This is a genomic window from Lutibacter litoralis, assembly GCF_014646675.1.
Classification (GTDB): Bacteria; Bacteroidota; Bacteroidia; order Flavobacteriales; family Flavobacteriaceae; genus Lutibacter; species Lutibacter litoralis.
Genome location: NZ_BMNS01000015.1, coordinates 1 through 20842, shown reverse-complemented (window position 1 = coordinate 20842; position 20842 = coordinate 1). Strand labels below are relative to the sequence as shown.

Genomic DNA, 20842 nt, shown 5'->3' with positions numbered 1-20842 from the left:
CAGTCTTCATAAAAAATCGTCATTGCGAGGAGTTCTTCACGACGTGGCAATCTGTTTATTATAACCGTCATTGCAATTGAAAAGAAACAATCTGTTTCTTTTCAAACGCATTACTTTTCTATCTCACTAATTTTCACTTTTTTGTTTGTAATTCTCTTTTTTAGTTTATAAAAAACCCCTAAATACACTAAGAAAATGAGTATTAAAATTCCCATCATTTTAAAACTATTTAAAATAGAAGACCAATAAACCATTGCAATCACCAGCATATAATTAAAAAAACCGAGCAACATAGTGGCTTGAAAATGAGACAGCCCCGAATCTATAAGCACATGATGTGAATGATTCCTATCTGGGGATAACGGACTCTTTCCTTGTAACAAACGGATACCAATAACTCTAAACATATCAAAAATTGGAATGCATAAAATGGCTGTTAGTACAAAAAGCTCATTCTCCGATTTAAAAGCAAAAAGACGGTACTGTGAAATATCAATAGCTAAAAACTTTAATGCTAAAAAACCAATACAAAAGCCAATAAGCAAAGAACCAGTATCGCCCATAAATATTTTTTGGGTACTGGAAAAATTGTAGTATAGGTAAGCTAGTAACATACCTATAAAACTTAAACATATTAAAAAATAAAAATTTAAGTCGGTAGCTTTAAAAATAAGGGCAAAAATACTAAAGATTACTATGGCTATTATAGCGGCTAACCCGTCTATACCATCAATTAAATTATAGGCATTTATAATGGTAAGTACCAACAATACACTAAATAGGTAAAATAACCATACAGGCACTTCATAAATTCCTAAAAATCCGTGAAAAGAAGACTCACTCATAGCACTGTGAAAAAATAAAAATAAGGTAGCCAGTGTTTCCATAAGCAATTTTGCTTTTGGGGTAGAAACTACCAAATCATCTTTTACACCCACCATAAAAATTAAGGTACTTGCTGCAATTAAATTAAGACCAATATACTCTGTATCAAAATTTTGAATAAAATACATAGCCATAATTAACGTAATAAAAAACGCAACGCCTGCCATGGTTGGTGTAGCTCCCTTATGCGAACTACGCTCATTGGGTTTGTCGTTTAATTTACGTGCTACAATAACCCAGCTAATTTTTGGCACTATATAATACACCAATAAAAACGAATTTAATACCGTTAATATACTTAGCACTGTTAAATTGGACATGAGTTGATCTAGCATTTTTTTAACTTTTTTTAGTTAATTCCACTATTTATTTCAAGTTTAAAATATTTAAATAAATTATCGAATATTATTAAACCAATCTAACCATAATTTATTTTCAAAACGTATGCTATCTTTTAAGGAAGCTTCCAAATTAAGGTTTGAGAATACTAATATTTCTGCATTTTTTTCAATAGCCTTAAGACCATTCATATAACCGGGTGGAATAGAAAGTATTTGATTTTCAGATGCTTTTAAAATATGATATTCTGGTAGTGGTAAATCTGATGGACACTTATAATTATCAATCTTTTTCCAAGCAACAGCAAAACTACCTTTAGTACATTTAAAATATTTATGTTCTATTTTATGACCTTGCCAAGCACGTATGGTTTGTAATGATTCATGTTTTATAGCATACATACGTTTTATAGAAGACATGTTAAAATCGTTTATAAAAGAAACTGTACCTCTTTCATCCTTAAAACAGCCACCTTTAATTATTTTTGGTTTAGCTATATTCATTATTCTTATTTGACCAAAAAATGCTATCTAATTCTTTTTTAATTGTAGACTTCGAAAAACTTTTTTCTAATAATTTTAATGAATTTTCAGATAAAACATTCATATCATGCTTTGAAAGATTTATGAATCTTATAAAACAAGCTTCAATCTCAGCAACTGATGATGGATTTGCGCTGAAACCTAAATTATACTCTTTAACCATCTTTTCTACTTCTCCTTTCATTATTGCAAAAATTGGTTTTTTTGCAGTTAAATACGTTTGAAATTTAGATGGAATCATAATTTCATACAACGGCACATCTACTAATGAAATTAAAAGCACATCACTTGCGGCAAAATAATTAGGCATTGTATGTACTGGTTTTCTACCAGTAAAATTAACATTAGAAATATCCTCGTTTCTAATAATAGCCTTTAATGTTTCTAAATAAGAACCATCTCCAATTATATTTAGAAAAGCTTCTGGGTATTTTGCTGATACTAATTTAAAGGCGCGAACTACATGGTCTAAGTTTTGAACTTTCCCTATATTACCTGCAAATGTAAAATTAAAACCTTTCGGCAATAGCTCTTTTTCTATAGAAAATCCATCTATTATAGGCCAATTAGGTACCCAATGAATTGGTTTTGTTTTTTTTAATAACTCTTCAATTTTTTCTTTAAATCCTTTACAAGAAATTAAAATAGTATCACAACCACTATAAATAAACCTAACTAATCTTATTAATACAAAATTTGTAAGTCTATTTTTTTTTAAGCCGTAGGCATATATAGTGTCAGGCCATAAGTCTTGTGACCAAATAGTAATTTTATAATTAAATAATGGTTTTAATAGGACTGGAGAAAAAGCATTTGTTAAAGGCCCTGTCTGATAAATAAAAACCTTATCGAAGCGTTTCCCTATAAATAACAATATCCAAAAACTAAAGAACATATAATTAATATAGTTTAGCAATTTTAAAACTAAACTATTTTGATAACCAGGTATCACTAAAAAGCGATGGATAATTGCATTTTTATATATACTCTTATTGTAAACACTATTTTTATATCCTTGCAATACTTTACCATAAGGATATGATGGATTTCTAGTTAAAATTTCAAGCTCATAACCTTCATCTAACCATGCATCCACTAGGCTATTGATTATAAAATCTTCAGGATAAAACACCTCAGTTATTACTAATGCTTTTTTACCCATTTATAAATTGTAACTGCTTGGATAAATGTTTTTGTTTGCGAGCATATCATTTTTCATTTCCTCAATCATTAACTGATACGTCTTCACTTGAAAATTGAAGCCTGTTTTACATGATTTTAAACTTTTATCCACTTCTTTTCCTTCTGTGGCATTTATAACAATATTTTTTCTTTCAAAAACACTTTGAAAAATGCTTAACATCTCAAATTTAGAAATAGGTACACCATTCGTTAGCTGTAAAAGTCCGGTTGTTTTTTTTTGTATCGCCACTAAAATAGCCTTTGAAAGTTCCAATGTAGTTACTCCTCCCCAAAAGGCTTTTGTAAAACCATTAATAGTTCCCTCTTGTTTTAGAAACCAATCCAATAAACCTTCACCTTCTTGCTTAATTTCCGGGCCAATAATGGATGTTCTAATTGTTAGGTCATGCTCATTGTTCAATTCTCCTAAAGCTTTACTTCTACCGTAAACATCATCTGCATCTCTAAAATCAGTTTCTAAATACCCTCCTTTTTTTCCAGAAAACACACAATCTGTACTTATATGAATTAGCTTACTTCCCGTTTTACTAGCTATATTTGATAGCGCATGTGGTAAGTACGAATTAATATAAATGGCATTCGCTGGATTCGAATTAGAACCTTTAATTAAAACACCAATGCAATTAACAATTATTGCTGGGTTAATTTGAGTAATTAAGTTTTCTAGTTTTTTAGCATCTGTAACATCGCAAACCATTGATTTTTCACGCAACTTATTACGAAAGACAATATCAAATAGTTCAAAAGATGTATTTTTCTCTAAGTATCTAAACAACATATGGCCTAACATACCTGTAGACCCTAATATTAATACCTTTTTAGTTACTTTTTCCATACAGTACGATTTACATAATCTGTATATGATAAAATAATACGTACTACTTTTTTAGATACGTTATTAGTTTTATAATCTTCAACCGTTTTTATACAATTCTGAGTAGTTTCACTTTGGCCCACCACCACATCTATAGCTTGCATCACTCTGTCTTTATGCAATCCAGACATAATTAATGTTCCTTCATCCATTCCTTCTGGTCGTTCATGTGCTTGTCTAATAGTTATAGCAGGGAAACCTAAAATTGAAGATTCTTCTGTAATAGTTCCACTGTCTGAAATTACACAATACGCTTCTTGCTGTAACTTTATATAATCTAAAAAACCAAATGGTTTCATAAATCGAACATTCTCATTATTGTTTACAAATTCCATTGCCTCCAACTTTTTTCTCGTTCTTGGATGGGTAGCTACAATAACTGGTTTATTATATTTTTTTTCTATAACCGATAAGGTTTCCAGTAAGTTTTGAAAATTCTCTTCAGAATCAATATTTTCTTCACGATGCGTACTTACAATAAAATATCCCTTTTTTACAAGTTGTTCTTTTTCTAACACCTTCGAGTTTTCAATATTCTCTTTATGAAATTCAAGAACTTCTCGCATTGGTGAACCTGTTTTAATAATGGTCTCAGGAGAAATACCTTCATTTTCAAGATATTTCCTTGCATGGTCTGATAGTGGCATATTAATATCACTTAAATGATCAACAATTTTCCTGTTAATTTCTTCAGGTACACGTTGATCAAAACAGCGATTCCCAGCTTCCATATGAAATATTGGAATTTTCCTACGCTTTGCAGAAATAACAGCCATACAACTATTAGTATCTCCGTATAGCAATAAGGCATCTGGCTGAAATTCTTCAAACGTTTGATCCGATTTCATTATAACCTGACTAATAGTTTCTGCTGTATTTTTACCTGCAGCATTTAAAAATACATCTGGTTTACGAATACCAAGTTCCTCAAAAAATATTTCATTCAACTCATAATCATAGTTTTGCCCTGTGTGCACTAAAATATGATTTACATAGGTATCTAATTCAGGTATAACTCTGCTAAGCTTTATTATTTCAGGACGCGTCCCTACTATCGTCATTACTTTTAACTTTAATTCCATGCGTTAGCTATTTCCATTTCTTTTAATTCTTTCTTAATATAATCCAAATCTAATAACAATTCTTTTACTTGTGCAATATTTAAACGATTTGTATTTTCTGAATTATAATCTTCCAATGTTGATTTAGTAACATCACCATTTGTGAAAAATTTACCATAATTTAAATCTCTATCATCAGACGGTATTTGATAAAATCCTTTTAAATCGTTTGCTTTGGCCATTTCTTCACGTGTACACAATGTTTCATGTAATTTTTCACCATGACGTGTTCCAATTACTTTTATTGGATTTGTAGCATTAAATAATTCCTTAATAGCTTGTGCCAGATCACCTACAGTAGAAGCTGGAGCTTTTTGTACAAACAAATCGCCTTGCTTTCCATTTTTAAAAGCAAATAACACTAATTCAACTGCTTCTTCCAACGTCATTAGGTAACGTGTCATATTAGGATCTGTAACAGTAATAGGTTGTCCATTTTTAATTTGCTCTACAAAAAATGGTATAACCGAACCTCGTGAAGCCATTACATTTCCATAACGTGTTAAACAAACAGTAGTCCCACCCTCAGGAATATTACGAGAGGATGCCACCGCTACTTTTTCCATTAATGCCTTACTCATTCCCATAGCATTGATAGGGTAAGCAGCTTTATCTGTACTTAAACAAATAACATTTTTTACATTATTTGCTACAGCGGCCTTAATCACATTTTCTGTACCTAATACATTTGTGCGAGTTGCTTCCATAGGGAAAAACTCACATGAAGGCACTTGTTTTAAAGCAGCAGCCTGAAATACATAATCAACGCCACGCATTGCAATAGCTATACTATCGTAATCTCTTACATTTCCAATATAAAATTTCACTTTAGGATTGTTTAAAGCTACACGCATATCGTGTTGTTTTTTCTCATCTCGAGAAAAAATTCTAATTTCTTTAATATCCGTATTTAGAAAACGATCTAATACCGCATTTCCAAAGGAACCGGTACCTCCAGTGATTAAAAGTGTTTTATTTTTGAACATTATTTATGGTTTAAATATACTTCGGATAGAAAGCCAAAGGTTTCTTTAGCAGTTTTATCCCAAGAATAGTTTTTAATTTCTTTTAAATTATTTTGAGCCATTACTTCTCTTTCTTTTGGTTTTGAAAGAAAAGTGATTATTGCATTTTCTATAGATACTACATCTTTGGGGTTGAAGTAGAATCCGTTGTCTTTTAAGAATTCAGGCATAGGTTGTTTGTTGCTACAAACTATTGGAACACCTGAAGCCATAGATTCCATTAATATATTTGGCATATTCTCGCAATTTGAAGCAAAAATAATACCTGATGCCTTTCTATATTGTTCTGAAATCTGAGTATAAGGAATATGTCCTTTGTTTTTAATAAATTGATTTTCTGGATCTAACTCTTCAATAGTTTTTCTTAATAATTCTCCAGCTGGCTTAAAAATAACACCTCCTACCAAAGTTAGCGTAACAGGATATCCTTTTTTTCTCAAGTTAGAAATTGCACGTACTATATGCCACTGGTTTTTATAAACATGAACAGTAGACACATAAAGAAAATTGAAAGGCTTATTAAAACTATAAGAAGTAATTTCCTTTTGTAATTGAACATCTCCATTAAATTGCGGAGAAAGACCGTGATGAATAATCTTTTGTTGCTTTGAATTAATAGCTAATACATTATTTGAATACTGTCTCGCATAATCTGAGAGAAAAATAATCCCCGATGCATTTTTAAAACAACGTTGTTGCTTTTTAAAATTTAACCAAAAGCGTAATATCTCCTTTGGTTTTTTTATTTCATGCCAGATATTTCGTTCATAAAGTAACATATTTCTAGACATCCCAACTACTGGCTGAAACTTCCCTATATAATCACCCGTTAATGAAAACAGGATATCACATCGCTTTTTGATTTCTTTATCATAACTTAGTAATTGAAATTTAACTCGTTGTATTAAACCTTGATTAAATTCAGGAAAAGTTGTCTTTTTTATAATTTTATCATCAGTTAGTTCATTAAGTATTTTTTGAGAACTAAATACAATTAATTCAGTAATACCAAACTGATTAATTGTAACTGTTAGAGCCTTCAAAATCTCTTTAAGATGTGTTATTCCTCCACCTCCTCCTATATTGGAGGCATCAATTCCTAGTCTCATACTATTTGAATGTTTAACAAATCTCCTAAAATATTATCGTACACCTTTGGAATAATAGGCCCACAACCTCCTTCTGGGTGAAAAGTTATTTCTCCAAAATAAACTTGATTATTATGGTCGTAAAAATCTATACGTACAAAACTCATCTTATTACTTAAATCTAGAGCTATTTTTCTGACCAACTTTATCATTAAAACTAAATTATTAGGAATAGGGATCTCTCTATTTGATTTTGGATACAAAATTTCTAAATCTATTAAACTCCAATTTAAGTCATAAAAATTTCTACTATGGTTTGTAAACCTATCAATATCTATTTGTATGAACATAGGTTCACCATTAAAACAAAAAAACTTATAATCTAACAATGGGTTTTCATCACTATTCTCTATAAATTTTTCAACTAATATTTTATTTTTGATACCCTTATATTGCCACTCTCCAAAAAAAGAATAATCAATTAAAAGCCATGCTTTAAGCATCTTCTTAACAGACACTATGTTTAAACTATTCTTTTCTTTAACAATTATATTATGCCCTGAAGATTGATTCGCTTTTAACACAAATTTTTTAGGGAATTCTTCAAACTCAATTTCATCAACATTATCAAAAGCCCCATAAATAGGTACTAAATATTCATTCCCAATTATATTCTCTATATAAGACCTCACTTCAAATTTATCTACAAGTAGATGAGCGTTTTCGAATCGATTATATAATTTTAAATAAATGATTTTTTCATTAAACTTTTTAGGGTTTGTTAGATTCAAAAAAATTGGCCAATTTAAAGTCCTAAAATGAAGATAATAATACCCTAAACGGGCCAAGCTTCTTGGACTTAAAATCTTAAATAAGATCTTATAAATTTCGTACTTCATTAATTACTAATATTTCTTAATATTCTTTTTAACTACTTTAATTCTAATTTTTGTATCAGTATTTTTAAAAAATAAAATCAGAATAAGACTAATAACCATAAATAAATTCCCTCCTGGTGTGCCTAAACGAAAATAAAAAATTCCAGAAATCATAAAGTGTAGAAAAAAACCGTAAAAAAAGAATAAGGATATTACACTATATTTATATGTTTTTTTTATAAAATACCTAAACATAACATAAAACAACAATGAAAGACAAATTAATGATAAATATCCATTTATAGCATAAAAGCTGGTCAAATAGCTACCAAAATTCCAAGTATAAGGCTCATAATATTCTACCCCTTTTCCATTTACGAATAAGGAAAAGTTATTTGCACCACCATGAAACATGGTATTATCTTTAAGCCAATCAGAAAAAATAAACGGCTGCATACCTAGATAATTAATAATACCTTTTTTGAATGCTAAAAATGTTAAACCACCTGTTTGACTAAATCTATCAATTGTAATTTTAATTATAGGAATAATGCCCAGCATTAAAATAAAAATAAAATATTTTTTTATTTTCTTTTTTAACTGAAGACTTAACAAAGGCTCAAAATAAAAATTTAACTTATCTAAATCGAATGAGGCATCCCAATATCGGGTGGATGAATAAAATTTTTTTCGATAATCTAAAATAATATGAATTTGAGTTGGTGTTTTCACAAGTCTTATGGATTAATTATAAATTAGTTTTTCTTGTAGAATACTTTACTGAAAATAAAATTCAAGCAAATAACAAACAATAGTACCTTATAAACCATCATACTGATTGTATTGGTAGTAAATTCCGCATAAGTATAGGAGTTTATCCCTATCAGTAAAAATGGGTATACGCCTAAGATTAATATGTTTTTTTTAAAAGATGAATTTCTAACCATTAGATATTTTAGTTTTTTTTGATAATTCAAAAGAAACATAATTAGAACTCCTAAAATTAATGGAGCTATTAAAACACCTCCCAATATTCCGAAATTTATTATCGCCTCTGGTATTAATCCAGTCGTGTAATTTGAAAATCCACCAAAGGGATCGCCAAAATGTTTTTTAGTTATTATTACACCGCCACTTTCTGGCTTATTAGGCCATATTTTTCTTGGGATAAGATTCGTTACAGCGGTTAGGTAGGTTAATCCATACTCAAGTTCAAATAAATTCGTTTGATCAATCGTTTTCTCTAATGGTTGTAATCCATATTGGAAGTTGGAAAATTTGGAAAAATTTATGCTTACCTCACTATTGTTTAGTCCTGATTTTAATTTCCCATTCTCAATTTTATAACCTTCTCGAGAAATTCCAACTATCATTGCAATAGATAATATTAGAAGGAATCCTACAAAGGCTTGTTTTATGGAGACTTTTTTCACCGTGTAATTATAAAATATCAACATAAAAACAAAATTCCATAATAGGTTACTTCTGGAACCTGAAAGTAGTGCAATCAATATGAAAACAATAAGATGAAGAATATATAGAGTAATATTTTTTTTACCTCTGACATTAAACTTTACTAAGAATATAAAATAAATATAGTTTAGTATATTCATTAATTTAGTCAGTAAAATTATAGGCCCCATACCTTCCCATTCTACAACTCGACCTCCTATACTTGAAATAAAATGAGAAAACCCTCCTAATTTACTCGTTAACTGATACTGTGCAAAAAGAGGTATTAGGGTCAATAACCAAATTTTAAAAGTTATTAAACCCTTCTGTTTTTTCGAAATGTAATAGGTAATAAATCTAACCTTTACCTTATGTTCAAAGAGAATTACAACATATCCAAACAATATTAACAATAGAACTAGAATATTAATTTTCAGACTATAGCTATCCCAAAATATTCCACCAAAAAAGGTAAATAAAATAATTAGATAGATTTTAGATGGACTGAAAATGTCTGTGTCCTTGAAAAAGGAAAAAGCAAACATTATTAGCCATATAAAAAGAAGAAAAATACCCATGCCTAAATCTTCTTAATAGCTTCTTTAACTAGTTTATTGAAATCTGTAGAGTCATACATTTGCTTTGCATTAGCAGCATATGTACTATATTTCGCATCAACTTTTGTAATTGCCTCGGTGATTTCCTTTTCGAAATCAATATCTACACATATTCCTGCACTATTGAATGCAACTGTATTCAGTAGTCCAGGTATTTTTTGTCCAATAATTGGAATACTAAATCCTGAATATTCCCATATTTTATTTGGAGCGCAATAGATCGAATTCAAACAATCGAAATCATAAAAGGCAACTCCAATATGAGCATGACTTGTGATATAAAGGTGGTCCGGTGGACTTACCCAAGAAATATGAACCAAATTCGGATTTATTTGCAAGAATTTTGCTATTCTATTGTCCGTATCTTTCCCCATCAATACAAGACAATACTTGTCTGAGAATTTTACAGAGGCCTTTACTAGTGGTTCAATATTTCTATCATTTAATAGAGAACCCTGGTACAAGATTATTTTTTTATCCTTCTTGATGTTTATTATTTGTTGAAACAAAGCTTTATCCTTGATAGGAATATCTCTTTTTAACGGATGGGCTTGTGGTTTGTTTGGTATTATAGAAGGAGTAAACGACAGGTTGTACCAAACTCTTGCTATGTTTGCACGATTAACTTCATTGTAGACTAAGTTCTTATAGTATGGAACTAGTTTTTTGGTTACATATTTCCAGAAAGGATAGGTATCATGAAGTTCGTGAAGTGATAATATGGAACGATATTTTGCTAACTTCTTACCTAAACAAATAGCTGTATCAATTCTAGCAACCCAAATAATGGTATTGTCATCAACTTTTAAATCCCTCAAGATGGCCATTACTTTCTTTCCAAAAAGAAAGTAATGTAATAATTTCATCAATGGGTTTGAACTATTGCCGTACCCTATTTCGTGAAAGTCAACATTTTCCAGTTGTTCATTTTCAGCTTTTGATGAGCAAATACATGAAACCTTATAATTCAAAGATTGAAAAGCCTTCAGGTAATTTGAGATAGTTGGTGAGGCATTAATATTTCCTCTGGAAATAATTATAACTTTCTTCATTTTAAATAGTTTTTCAATTTTTTCTTATCAATTTTTTTCATTTGATCTAACATATTTCCTTTCAATAAATACATAAAGGGTATCTTGAAATATTTGTTGTAAATAATAGGAGTATTTATTAAGAATGGAAGACAAAACGATATAAAGGCAAAGAACTTAGATCTAAGTTTGTATTTATACCTAATTCTATTGTTAATTATAATTTTCCCATTACTCAGTCTTTGAATAAAAGTCTTGGTTGTTCTTATACGTTTATTAAGATCAATTTCTAAAGTGAGGATAAGTCCTCTGTTATTTTCCTTAGTCATTTGAATCATAGATTCTTTGATAGTACTATCTGCAAAACAAAAATTCCCAATACTATAGTATACATTACCCTTGGAACTTGACATAAAAGGTTGAATAGTATGAGAATGATGACCAATAATTATATCGGCACCAAGGTTCAAAAAATCCTTCGAATTCCTTATTTGATTTCTCTCTGGAAAGGCAATATTTTCAGATTTACCGCCCCAATGGAGGTAAAGTACTAGAATGTCACATTCTTTTTTATATAATTCAATATCCTTACCCACAGATGAATTATCTATATACGAAGTATTGATCTCTGTTATTTCTGGTTTACAAGGATTGGTATCTTGGTCTACATAATTTAAGATACCAATAGTAATACCATCTTTACTTATTTCGCAATATTTTTTTGGTTCATTTACTACTTCCGCACCAAAATAGTCGATGTTCAATTCATTCAGCTTGTTTATGGTTTTAATGAAGCCGTCATCTAGATTATCATATACATGATTATTGGCTAACGAAACATGCGAAATATTTAAATCTTTTAACCAATTTAGGGTTTTCGCTTCTGTTTTTAATCGAGGCTCTTTTAATGTGTTTTCTCCTTCAGAACCCTTTACTAAGCATTCCAGATTCCCAACAACAAAGTCGGACTCATTTAAAAATGATAATCCCTCAAATGGGTTAATTTCTTTTGAATATAAATCAATGTACTCGTCATTAAAACTTATATCTCCAACAAAGGATATTTTCATTTTATTTTTTTCATGGAGTATGTAAATTGTACTGCAAAAAGTATTGCATAGGCAGTTAAATAAGCTTTTGATATCCCTACTGCTCCTTGATCTACAAAATAAATAGATGAAAGGACAAGTAAGCCAGCCCAAAACATATTGAACGATAAATTCATCCACATTTTGTTTATCGTTGCATTAAACTTTCCTAAAACAGTTAATAGTGAACTAAATATAGCTGCAATCGCTAAGTATCGTAAAGAATCCCCTCCAGCGATAAACTCCTTACCAAAAAGAGACATCAGTAATTCTGGAAAAACAAGAGGAACTAAACTAACCATAGTTGCTAAAGCAAATATCAATAATAAGTTGGCAAGGAAGAACTGTTTGAATTTCTCCGTTCTAGATATATACTTACTGAATAATGGAAATATTGCATCTGAAATTGAAATAGGGACAAAAACAATAACTGCAAAAATCAAGTATGCGGCATTGAAATGCGCTAATTGAATGAATCCATTTTCAGTTTGTGATAGACTTAAATTTATATACCAAATGGCTGGTGGAGCAGCTAATCCGGATAAAATAGCTGGAAGATTGAACTTCTTTATTAATTTAAAATCAATTATTATTTTTTGATTTGTTAGAACTTGAATAAAGTTGTTTCGTTTGCTGACAGATATTAAGTAGGTTGTTAGCTGAAAAAGTGAGAATAACACTAAAGCTACAACAGCTCCTGTAAGAGAAAAATAGAAGGTTAAGATTGAGACGGTAAAAAGGTTTAATATACCTGTAATAAAGCTGAATTTAAATATTCCTTTAAAATTTTCATCTCCTTTAAGTATTCCAATAAAGCATTGCACTATATTACTAAAGAGGACATAAAATATTGATATCCTAAATAGATTTAATAATTCTGGTTTGTTCAAAATACTATTAGCAAAGTAATTGGATGATAGTTCAAGTATGCCAAATAGAATTAAAGATAAAAACGCCGACGAATACAGATTGGTTTTTATTATTCTATTTATGTCAATATTTTTTTTGTTAGTGATGTACCTATGCTCAGAAATGAATTTAGTCATAGATAGTCCAAAAGCAATTCCTAAAGACAATTCAAAAACTTGAATTGTAGATTTCAAGAGAGAATATTGACCAAATAGTTCGGCATCTATCATTCTAGCAATAATAATATTGACTAAAAAGATGTTTCCTCTTTGCATTATTGATGCTAAAATACTCCATATTGAATTAGAGACCAAGCTTTTCAGTTGTGAGGAATTGCGTACTAAGGATAGATACTTTACTGCCATTTATATTGTTAACTAGTTATTAATTTAACTGTGCAATAAATTTCACAATTCTTTGACAGGCTTTTCCATCTCCATAAGGATTATGTAATTTGCTCATGGTACTATATCTTTTAGTGTCTGTAAGCAAGCTAATGGCTTCTGTAACAATTTTTTGTTTGTTGGTTCCTACCAATATAACAGTTCCAGATTCTACTGCCTCTGGCCTTTCAGTTGTATCGCGCATTACCAGCACTGGTTTTCCTAAACTTGGTGCTTCTTCCTGTACACCTCCACTATCGGTAATAATTAATTCCGATTTATTCATTAACCACACAAAAGCTGGATATGATAAAGGTGCTATCAATTTTATATTTTCTTCACTTCCCAGAATATCATATACCGGTTTTTGAACATTTGGGTTTAAATGCACTGGGTAGATAATTTGAATATCACTTACCATTTCAGATATTTCTTTTAAAGCTTCACAAATATTGATAAATCCTTGTCCGTGGTTTTCTCTGCGATGCCCAGTTACCAATACTATCCGTTTTGAAGGATCTATTATTTTTTTAAGCTGTTCTATTTCTGCATCTTCTATGCTTTCAATTTTTGAAACACTCTCAATTAAAGCATCAATTACTGTATTTCCGGTGATTGTAATATTTTTTTTATTAATGTTTTCAAGTAGTAAATTATTACAAGCTGCCTGTGTAGGGGCAAAATGAATATCGGCTATACGCCCCGTAATATTTCTATTTATTTCTTCCGGAAAAGGAGATTGTTTGTTAAAAGTTCTTAACCCTGCTTCAACGTGGCAAACCTTAGCACCACTATAAAATGCAGCAATACTTGAAGCCATAGTTGTGGTAGTATCACCATGCACATATACATAGTCTGGTTGAAATTCTTCTAATATCGGTTTTAAACCTGTAATAATTTCTGCTGTTAATGAATACAAATTTTGATTTGGTTTCATTAAATTCAAATCATAATCAGGTATAATCTCAAAAAAGTCTAACACCTGATCTAACATTTCTCTGTGTTGTGCTGTTACACAAACTTTGGTTTCAAAATGTTGGTTTTTTAAAAATTCATTCACCAAAGGAGCCATTTTAATAGCTTCAGGCCTTGTTCCAAAAATGATTAAGTTCTTTTTCATAAATTTAATTTTTTATAACTTCCCGTTAACTGGACAATCTAATATCCCTTTCACATCATAAATCACTCCATTTGAAGTTAAATGTTTCGTGAAATCAATATCTAAAAATTCATTATGTGCCACTGCCAATACAATGCCATCGTATTTGTTTGAAGGCAATTGGTTTCTGGTTGTTAGATTGTATTCGTGCATTACTTCGTCTGGATTGGCCCAAGGGTCATAAATAGTGACATTTGTGCCGTATTGCTCTAATTCATGGATTACATCTACAGCTCTGGTATTTCTTACATCTGGACAGTTTTCTTTAAACGTTATTCCCAAGACCAATATATTCGCCTTTTTAACTTTTATATCATTTTTAATAAATAGCTTAACAATTTCAGAAGCTACATAAGCGCCCATACTGTCGTTCATACGTCTACCAGCTAAGATAATTTCAGGATGGTAACCAACTTCCTGTGCTTTTTGTGCTAAATAGTAAGGATCAACTCCTATGCAATGTCCACCAACCAACCCTGGTTTAAAGTGTATGAAGTTCCATTTTGTACCTGCTGCTTCCAAAACATCATTGGTATTAATATCTAGTAAATTAAAAATCTTTGCCAATTCATTTACAAAAGCTATATTAATATCACGCTGTGAGTTTTCAATTACTTTGGCAGCTTCAGCAACTTTTATGGTAGGTGCTAAATGTGTGCCTGCCTCAATTACAGAATTGTATAAAGCGTCTACTTTCTTGCCTATCTCTATGGTAGAACCTGAAGTTACTTTTAATATTTTTTCAACGGTATGTTCTTTATCTCCTGGATTTATACGTTCTGGAGAATACCCTGCAAAAAAATCTTTATTAAATCTTAAACCAGAGGTTTTTTCAACAATCGGAATACAAACCTCTTCTGTAGCTCCTGGATATACGGTAGATTCGTAAATTACAATATCTCCTTGTTTCAATACTTTTCCAACAGTTTCACTAGCTTTAATAAGTGGTGTTAAATCGGGCTTATGGTTTTTATCTACGGGAGTAGGAACTGTTATAATATAATAGTTGCAATCTGCAATGGCTTCAATATTTGTTGTACAATAGAGTCCATTCTCATTTGAAGGTTTAGACACTAATACTTTTTGTAAGATTTCATTTTCTACCTCTAAAGTATTATCTGTTCCTACTTTTAATTCGGCAACTCTTTTTTCATTGATATCAAAACCAACGGTTGGGTATTTTGTAGCAAATAAACGTGCTAAGGGTAAGCCTACATATCCTAATCCAATAATTGCAATTTTAATTTGTTCTTTCATGTATTCTATTCAAACAGTTCTCGATACAATTTTCTACCGAAAACCACTCGAACTGACGTTATACTTTTTATTATTTATTTTTTTCTAATTCCTTCAAATTTTTCCAATACCAATCTACAGCTTCTTCTAAACCACTCTCAATTGAAAACTCAGGATTGTAACCTAATAATTTTTTTGCTTTATCGATGGATGCTAATGAGTGAGGAATATCTCCTGCTCTATTAGGTCCATAAAGAATTTCAACCTCCTTAATTATCGGGTCAAACTTTGCCAATTTATCTCGTAAGGCGATTATCAATTGATTTAATGTGGTTCGTTCTCCAAAAGCAGTATTATATACCTGATTTAAAGCCGCTTGATTTGTGGTGCTCAATGCCAATAAATTCATTTGAATTACATTGTCTATATAGGTAAAATCTCTACTATACTCGCCATCACCATTAATCACAGGTGATTCATACTCCATAAACTGCATCACAAATTTTGGAATCACGGCAGCATAAGCACCATTGGGATCTTGTTTTCTTCCAAAAACATTGAAATAGCGTAAACCAATAGTATCTAATCCGTAGGTAGAATGAAAAATTTCAGCATACAGTTCATTTACATATTTTGTTATAGCATACGGTGATAAAGGCTTCCCAATAACGTCTTCCACTTTAGGCAATCCCTTTGAATCTCCATACGTAGAAGAACTGGCAGCATAAACAAATCGTTTAACCTTCGCATTTTTTGCAGCAACTAACATATTTACAAAGCCCGAAATATTAACATTTGTAGATGTTATTGGATCTATTATGGAACGTGGTACTGAACCTAAAGCTGCTTCATGAAAAACGTATTCAACATTTTCGCAAGCTTTTTTACAATCTTCAATATTTCTAATATCACCAGTAATTAATTTAAAATTTGAGTTGGCTAATAATTGTGCAATGTTTTCTTTTTTACCGGTAGAGAAATTGTCCAAACAAATTACCTTATTATTTAAATCTAAAAGGGCTTCACACAAGTTAGAACCAATAAATCCAGCGCCTCCGGTTACCAATATCTTTTTATTCTTTATAAAATTTTTTTTCATTTTTCAATATATTCTCTTTAATACTTTCATTTTTTGCCAAAGGCATTGCCTTCATTAAATTGTTTCTATCAACAATTTAATAGTTTAGGTGCTGCAAAAAGTTGTGTTGGTAATTTAACAGAAACGTATGAAGCGTTTAAAATTTCAAGATTTTTAGTGACTACATTCCTGTAACTTTTAGGTAATACAGAATTACTACCTAAGAAAACCACCATACTATTATGGTGCGTTATATAAACTGATGTTCTATATGACATAGGGTAAATTTCACGGATGTATTAAAATTACGCTGATATTGATATACTCTTAATTGCACGGATAACTATTAAAATGACACGGATATTTGTTGTGGGTTCTTATTTTTCTATTGAAAGGGTATGCACAAAGCGTTTCCATTTGAGGCTTTGCTCACCAAAATTAATTAACATACCTACTTCTATATTAGAAGATTTTAAATAATTGATTACTTGTTGTTTCATTTGTTCCAGTATAGTTGGAACCGACTTAATTTCTAATAACACTCTATCATAACACACAAAATCTGCAATAAAAAAGGTATCTAAAGGTTCACCATCATAAAAAATTGGTAGCTTTTTTTGTTTTTTAAAAGGAATGTTGGCATTCAAAAATTCTTTTTCTAAAGCTTGATGGTATGTGGATGCTTTAAATCCAAAACCCAGTTTTTTATGAACATTTATGCAGGCGCCTATTACCTTAAATGTTTCTTCTTCAAATAATAATTTAGACATTGATTTTATTTATGTGAACTACCGGTGCTATATATTTAAATTTTAATAGCAACTTTTTTAATTGCGCTTAATTTAAGCTGGTTGATATGCTTCTCTTAACATTCCCTGCAGTACATTTATATTTAATTGCACAATTTTAGAAACAGCTACCGCCTCCGTTTTATCAAAAATTGATGTAAATGCAACTCCTTTTATTTGTAAACCATATTCTCTTCGAAATAAATTGACATACAACTCTTTGGTATATTTACTTATAATATCTGTAGAAAGTGACTTTCCTTGCATGACCTCCTCAATTTTAGGTATTTCTAAATAATCAGAAGATTGTGGGCAACTTGCTGGGTATATAAAACCTTTAACATTTGAAGTTTGTGTAACCGAAAGCATGTTTAAAAAACCAACAACAGTTGCATCATTAATTGTGAATGCATTACTTTTTATAGCTGAATGTGTATCGGTTCTTGCCAAATGAAATACATAATCCACACCATCGACTACTTTCTTACATTTTTCTATATCTTGAATAGTACCCCCTATTAATTTAAAATTTGGATGATTTCTAAAAGACGCGATAGCATCTAAACTTCCAGTAGAAAAATCATCAAAGCATATAACCTTGCTATTAAGTCCTAATAATGCTTTACATAAGCTAGAGCCAATAACTCCTGCTCCTCCAGTAACCAATACTGTAGTATTTTTCATATTTCAATGTTGCTTAAATTTAATAATCAATCTTATATGTTAATTGAATAAATAATTTCCCCTACCCATTTTTAATAAAAACGGGCAATAACCTACTTAAAGTTGAATATTTAGAGATAACAATTTTCTCAAGGAGAATTATTTAAATAATTATGGAAACATTACAAATCCTACCATTACTAAAGAGAGTATAGCAACAACAAAGATTAGTGTAACCCTCAACACTTTTTTAACGTTTTTCATAGTTTTAAGTTTAATTAGTTTTAAGTTTCTATAATATGATTAGGAATGGTAAATGTAAAAGTACTGCCAACACCCTTTTCTGAAGTTACATACAGGTTACCATTATGCTTATTAATAAACTCTTTACACAATAACAATCCCATTCCCGTACCTTTTTCATGTGCTGTGCCTTCGCTGATTTTTACTTCATTTAGACAAAATAATTGTGATTGCAATTCTTTCGAAATTCCTATACCGTTATCTTGTATTGAAATTTTGGTTTCGTCATCATTTCTAGCAATACGAATATGTATTTCACCCTTTTTATTTGTATATTTAATGGCATTTGATAGTAAGTTTCTCAATACAATCTTAATAATATTGGCATCGCAAAAGGCCCATATCTTCCTTTCCTGTTTAAAATGAATTGTAATAGCTTTTTCAGTTGCATTGAGTTTGAAATTTTCTAAAACAGCCAAAATTATGCTGCTTAATTCATGAGTATCTTTAACAACTTTTAAATAACCGTTTTCAGATCGAATCCAATCTAAAGTATCTATCAATAAATTATAAGTGTTTTTTGACGCAGTTTCTATATAGTTAATGTATTTTTCGGTTTCATCTATACTAAGTTCTCTAAAGTTCTCCTTCATCAATGCTGTAAAACCTAAAATGGAATTAAATGGGCTTTTTAAATCGTGCGCTAAAATAGCAATAAACCTACTTTTCTCTTTATTTAAATTTTCTAGGTCTGTTGTTAACCTTTGCAATGCTAAATTTAAATTTCTTTGTTCGCTTATATCCTTAAAAAAGATTGCTATATTTTTACCAGCTACTACTTTAGCCTTAACTTCAATAAAAATATGCGTGTTAGTTGCTGTTATAAAATGAAGCTCACCTGTTCGCTGCTTTCCACTTAAAAGCTCTTTAAAAGTAAAAGAATCCTTTCTAAAACCAATGTTTAAAAATAATGCCGGTGCAATATAATTACCTACTAGTTTATTTAAAGTGCAACCAATAAGTGCGCAAAAATTTGCATTTGCATTTATTATAGTTCCGTCTTGGTCACAAATTACAATAGCTTTATCTGGTACATCATTCAACTGAATGAAATTAGTATCTTTTGCAAAAAATGTATCTTCTGAGGACATTTATTTAAAAAAAATTATTAAAGAGGCTAATTTTAGAATACTTAAAATTTTTAATTATTATTTGTTAAAGTAACTTTCATACCTAACTCTGTTAATACAACTTGAAGTCTATTATTTCCAACTTCTTGAACCACTCCATTTTTCCCTTTAAAAGGTCCATTTGTAATTAAATGGTTATCGCCAGGTTTTATAGTTTCTATTAATGGTATTGAAGTACCTTCTGTTAAAAAATCTTTAAGTATTGTTATTTCTTTATTTGGAACTTTTGCAGGTACTCCCATATAAAACAAGTATTTTAAAACCCCTGGTATCTCAAAAACTTTTGCCCTATCTTTTTCTTTTATTTTAATAAATATATAGCTTCCAATTAAAGGTTTTATAACCTTCTTTTTACGATCAGACCATTTTTTAACAGAAGTAAAAGTTGGACAATAAACTTTGAAACCATTATCTTCTAAAAGACTAGCAGTTTTTATTTCGTTTTTTCGTTTAACAGTTAATACGAACCAATACATTTTTTTGAATTTTAGCTGAAGAAAAGTGATTATTCTTTAGTTATAAAATGCTAAGTACTTCATGGCTTCGCCACAAAAACTCCCATTTTTTTTGAACAATCAATCATCTAATTGAGACCCCAAAACTCAAAATAAAAAACATCAAAAACTTACGGTTTTCCGTAATACGATGAATTATTTTTATAAAATTGAAGAGAATTTATTAAACCGGAGTTGCTTTTAACATGGCTTCGCCAGACATAATCCCATTTTACTGGTTTTATTTCTGAGATTAATAGACGTTGTTGTAATTTTAAAATGAATTAACAACTCCAAAAAATAATTGAAGGTTTAGCAATCCTTATTTTGACACTACGAATGTAAATAAAATTTATTGGAATCAACTGATATTTGTCACATTATCATTAAGAAAGCCCTTTTACTCTAAAAATCACACCATTTATATAAATTTCAAACCCTATCGTACTAGTGTTATTGCCGAATAAAGGTTAAGAAAAATCTTCGTCAGTTCGAGTGGTTTTAACAAGAACCCTCGTTCTTTTTAAAATTGTATCGAGAACCTGCACATACTACT

At 30.1% G+C, this 20842-nt stretch carries 20 protein-coding genes; all 20 read right to left on the bottom strand.

The genetic code is table 11. The annotated features are described in order from the left end of the window. Positions 1 to 110: 110 nt before the first annotated feature. Complete coding sequence (locus IEW75_RS15565; RefSeq protein ID WP_134247025.1) at positions 111 to 1220, bottom strand: glycosyltransferase family 4 protein; 1110 nt, start codon at positions 1218 to 1220, stop codon at positions 111 to 113. 60 nt (positions 1221 to 1280) lie between these two features. Then, on the bottom strand, positions 1281 to 1727 hold the full coding sequence (locus IEW75_RS15560; protein WP_134247026.1) for a WxcM-like domain-containing protein: 447 nt from the start codon (positions 1725 to 1727) through the stop codon (positions 1281 to 1283). Then, a complete protein-coding gene (locus tag IEW75_RS15555) occupies positions 1714 to 2928 on the bottom strand; it encodes a glycosyltransferase family 4 protein (RefSeq protein WP_204744145.1) in 1215 nt (404 codons plus the stop codon). The genes IEW75_RS15560 and IEW75_RS15555 overlap by 14 nt, the downstream gene beginning before the upstream one ends. Then, a complete protein-coding gene (locus IEW75_RS15550) occupies positions 2929 to 3804 on the bottom strand; it encodes a dTDP-4-dehydrorhamnose reductase family protein (RefSeq protein WP_204744147.1) in 876 nt (291 codons plus the stop codon). After that, positions 3792 to 4925: a non-hydrolyzing UDP-N-acetylglucosamine 2-epimerase gene (wecB, locus tag IEW75_RS15545; RefSeq protein WP_188704105.1), complete on the bottom strand. Its 1134-nt coding sequence runs from the start codon at positions 4923 to 4925 to the stop codon at positions 3792 to 3794. Before wecB (IEW75_RS15545) ends, IEW75_RS15550 begins: the two co-directional genes overlap by 13 nt. After that, entirely contained in the window at positions 4916 to 5950 is a 1035-nt protein-coding gene (locus tag IEW75_RS15540) for a polysaccharide biosynthesis protein (RefSeq protein ID WP_134247027.1), read from the bottom strand. Before IEW75_RS15540 ends, wecB (IEW75_RS15545) begins: the two co-directional genes overlap by 10 nt. Next, the gene (locus IEW75_RS15535; protein WP_134247028.1) at positions 5950 to 7098 is read right to left on the bottom strand and encodes a glycosyltransferase family 4 protein; all 1149 of its coding nucleotides are present in this window, start codon (positions 7096 to 7098) and stop codon (positions 5950 to 5952) included. Before IEW75_RS15535 ends, IEW75_RS15540 begins: the two co-directional genes overlap by 1 nt. Beyond that, positions 7095 to 7976 carry an ATP-grasp fold amidoligase family protein gene (locus IEW75_RS15530; RefSeq protein WP_134247029.1) on the bottom strand — a complete coding sequence of 294 codons (882 nt, stop codon included), beginning with the start codon at positions 7974 to 7976 and terminating at the stop codon, positions 7095 to 7097. The genes IEW75_RS15535 and IEW75_RS15530 overlap by 4 nt, the downstream gene beginning before the upstream one ends. Before the next feature lie 6 nt (positions 7977 to 7982). After that, positions 7983 to 8687: a hypothetical protein gene (locus IEW75_RS15525; RefSeq protein ID WP_134247030.1), complete on the bottom strand. Its 705-nt coding sequence runs from the start codon at positions 8685 to 8687 to the stop codon at positions 7983 to 7985. 23 nt (positions 8688 to 8710) lie between these two features. Further along, positions 8711 to 9952: an O-antigen polymerase gene (locus tag IEW75_RS15520; RefSeq protein ID WP_229714478.1), complete on the bottom strand. Its 1242-nt coding sequence runs from the start codon at positions 9950 to 9952 to the stop codon at positions 8711 to 8713. Between the two features lie 35 nt (positions 9953 to 9987). After that, complete coding sequence (locus IEW75_RS15515) at positions 9988 to 10851, bottom strand: glycosyltransferase family protein (RefSeq protein ID WP_134247032.1); 864 nt, start codon at positions 10849 to 10851, stop codon at positions 9988 to 9990. A gap of 221 nt (positions 10852 to 11072) precedes the next feature. Further along, positions 11073 to 12125 (bottom strand): CapA family protein, encoded by a 1053-nt coding sequence (locus IEW75_RS15510; protein ID WP_134247033.1) that lies wholly within the window; start codon positions 12123 to 12125, stop codon positions 11073 to 11075. Continuing rightward, positions 12122 to 13417: an oligosaccharide flippase family protein gene (locus IEW75_RS15505; protein WP_134247034.1), complete on the bottom strand. Its 1296-nt coding sequence runs from the start codon at positions 13415 to 13417 to the stop codon at positions 12122 to 12124. Before IEW75_RS15505 ends, IEW75_RS15510 begins: the two co-directional genes overlap by 4 nt. Before the next feature lie 19 nt (positions 13418 to 13436). After that, complete coding sequence (gene wecB / locus IEW75_RS15500) at positions 13437 to 14555, bottom strand: non-hydrolyzing UDP-N-acetylglucosamine 2-epimerase (protein ID WP_134247035.1); 1119 nt, start codon at positions 14553 to 14555, stop codon at positions 13437 to 13439. Between the two features lie 12 nt (positions 14556 to 14567). Further along, positions 14568 to 15851, bottom strand: a complete 1284-nt coding sequence (locus IEW75_RS15495) for a nucleotide sugar dehydrogenase (protein WP_134247036.1) — start codon at positions 15849 to 15851, stop codon at positions 14568 to 14570. 70 nt (positions 15852 to 15921) lie between these two features. After that, a complete protein-coding gene (locus IEW75_RS15490) occupies positions 15922 to 16929 on the bottom strand; it encodes an SDR family oxidoreductase (RefSeq protein ID WP_134247037.1) in 1008 nt (335 codons plus the stop codon). A 356-nt stretch (positions 16930 to 17285) separates the two neighbouring features. Next, on the bottom strand, positions 17286 to 17678 hold the full coding sequence (locus tag IEW75_RS15485) for a GxxExxY protein (RefSeq protein ID WP_134247038.1): 393 nt from the start codon (positions 17676 to 17678) through the stop codon (positions 17286 to 17288). 72 nt (positions 17679 to 17750) lie between these two features. Beyond that, complete coding sequence (locus IEW75_RS15480; protein ID WP_134247039.1) at positions 17751 to 18380, bottom strand: NAD-dependent epimerase/dehydratase family protein; 630 nt, start codon at positions 18378 to 18380, stop codon at positions 17751 to 17753. A 263-nt stretch (positions 18381 to 18643) separates the two neighbouring features. Further along, positions 18644 to 19753, bottom strand: a complete 1110-nt coding sequence (locus IEW75_RS15475) for a PAS domain-containing sensor histidine kinase (protein WP_134247040.1) — start codon at positions 19751 to 19753, stop codon at positions 18644 to 18646. A gap of 50 nt (positions 19754 to 19803) precedes the next feature. After that, on the bottom strand, positions 19804 to 20268 hold the full coding sequence (locus IEW75_RS15470) for a UpxY family transcription antiterminator (protein WP_134247041.1): 465 nt from the start codon (positions 20266 to 20268) through the stop codon (positions 19804 to 19806). Between the last annotated feature and the right edge of the window lie 574 nt (positions 20269 to 20842).

Coding starts and splice junctions, on each gene's coding strand:
- IEW75_RS15565 (WP_134247025.1), bottom strand. CDS start 1,220: ATGCTAGATCAACTCATGTCCAATTTAACAGTGCTAAGTATATTAACG.
- IEW75_RS15560 (WP_134247026.1), bottom strand. CDS start 1,727: ATGAATATAGCTAAACCAAAAATAATTAAAGGTGGCTGTTTTAAGGAT.
- IEW75_RS15555 (WP_204744145.1), bottom strand. CDS start 2,928: ATGGGTAAAAAAGCATTAGTAATAACTGAGGTGTTTTATCCTGAAGAT.
- IEW75_RS15550 (WP_204744147.1), bottom strand. CDS start 3,804: ATGGAAAAAGTAACTAAAAAGGTATTAATATTAGGGTCTACAGGTATG.
- wecB (WP_188704105.1), bottom strand. CDS start 4,925: ATGGAATTAAAGTTAAAAGTAATGACGATAGTAGGGACGCGTCCTGAA.
- IEW75_RS15540 (WP_134247027.1), bottom strand. CDS start 5,950: ATGTTCAAAAATAAAACACTTTTAATCACTGGAGGTACCGGTTCCTTT.
- IEW75_RS15535 (WP_134247028.1), bottom strand. CDS start 7,098: ATGAGACTAGGAATTGATGCCTCCAATATAGGAGGAGGTGGAGGAATA.
- IEW75_RS15530 (WP_134247029.1), bottom strand. CDS start 7,976: ATGAAGTACGAAATTTATAAGATCTTATTTAAGATTTTAAGTCCAAGA.
- IEW75_RS15520 (WP_229714478.1), bottom strand. CDS start 9,952: ATGTTTGCTTTTTCCTTTTTCAAGGACACAGACATTTTCAGTCCATCT.
- IEW75_RS15515 (WP_134247032.1), bottom strand. CDS start 10,851: ATGGCCATCTTGAGGGATTTAAAAGTTGATGACAATACCATTATTTGG.
- IEW75_RS15510 (WP_134247033.1), bottom strand. CDS start 12,125: ATGAAAATATCCTTTGTTGGAGATATAAGTTTTAATGACGAGTACATT.
- IEW75_RS15505 (WP_134247034.1), bottom strand. CDS start 13,417: ATGGCAGTAAAGTATCTATCCTTAGTACGCAATTCCTCACAACTGAAA.
- wecB (WP_134247035.1), bottom strand. CDS start 14,555: ATGAAAAAGAACTTAATCATTTTTGGAACAAGGCCTGAAGCTATTAAA.
- IEW75_RS15495 (WP_134247036.1), bottom strand. CDS start 15,851: ATGAAAGAACAAATTAAAATTGCAATTATTGGATTAGGATATGTAGGC.
- IEW75_RS15490 (WP_134247037.1), bottom strand. CDS start 16,929: ATGAAAAAAAATTTTATAAAGAATAAAAAGATATTGGTAACCGGAGGC.
- IEW75_RS15485 (WP_134247038.1), bottom strand. CDS start 17,678: ATGTCTAAATTATTATTTGAAGAAGAAACATTTAAGGTAATAGGCGCC.
- IEW75_RS15480 (WP_134247039.1), bottom strand. CDS start 18,380: ATGAAAAATACTACAGTATTGGTTACTGGAGGAGCAGGAGTTATTGGC.
- IEW75_RS15475 (WP_134247040.1), bottom strand. CDS start 19,753: ATGTCCTCAGAAGATACATTTTTTGCAAAAGATACTAATTTCATTCAG.
- IEW75_RS15470 (WP_134247041.1), bottom strand. CDS start 20,268: ATGTATTGGTTCGTATTAACTGTTAAACGAAAAAACGAAATAAAAACT.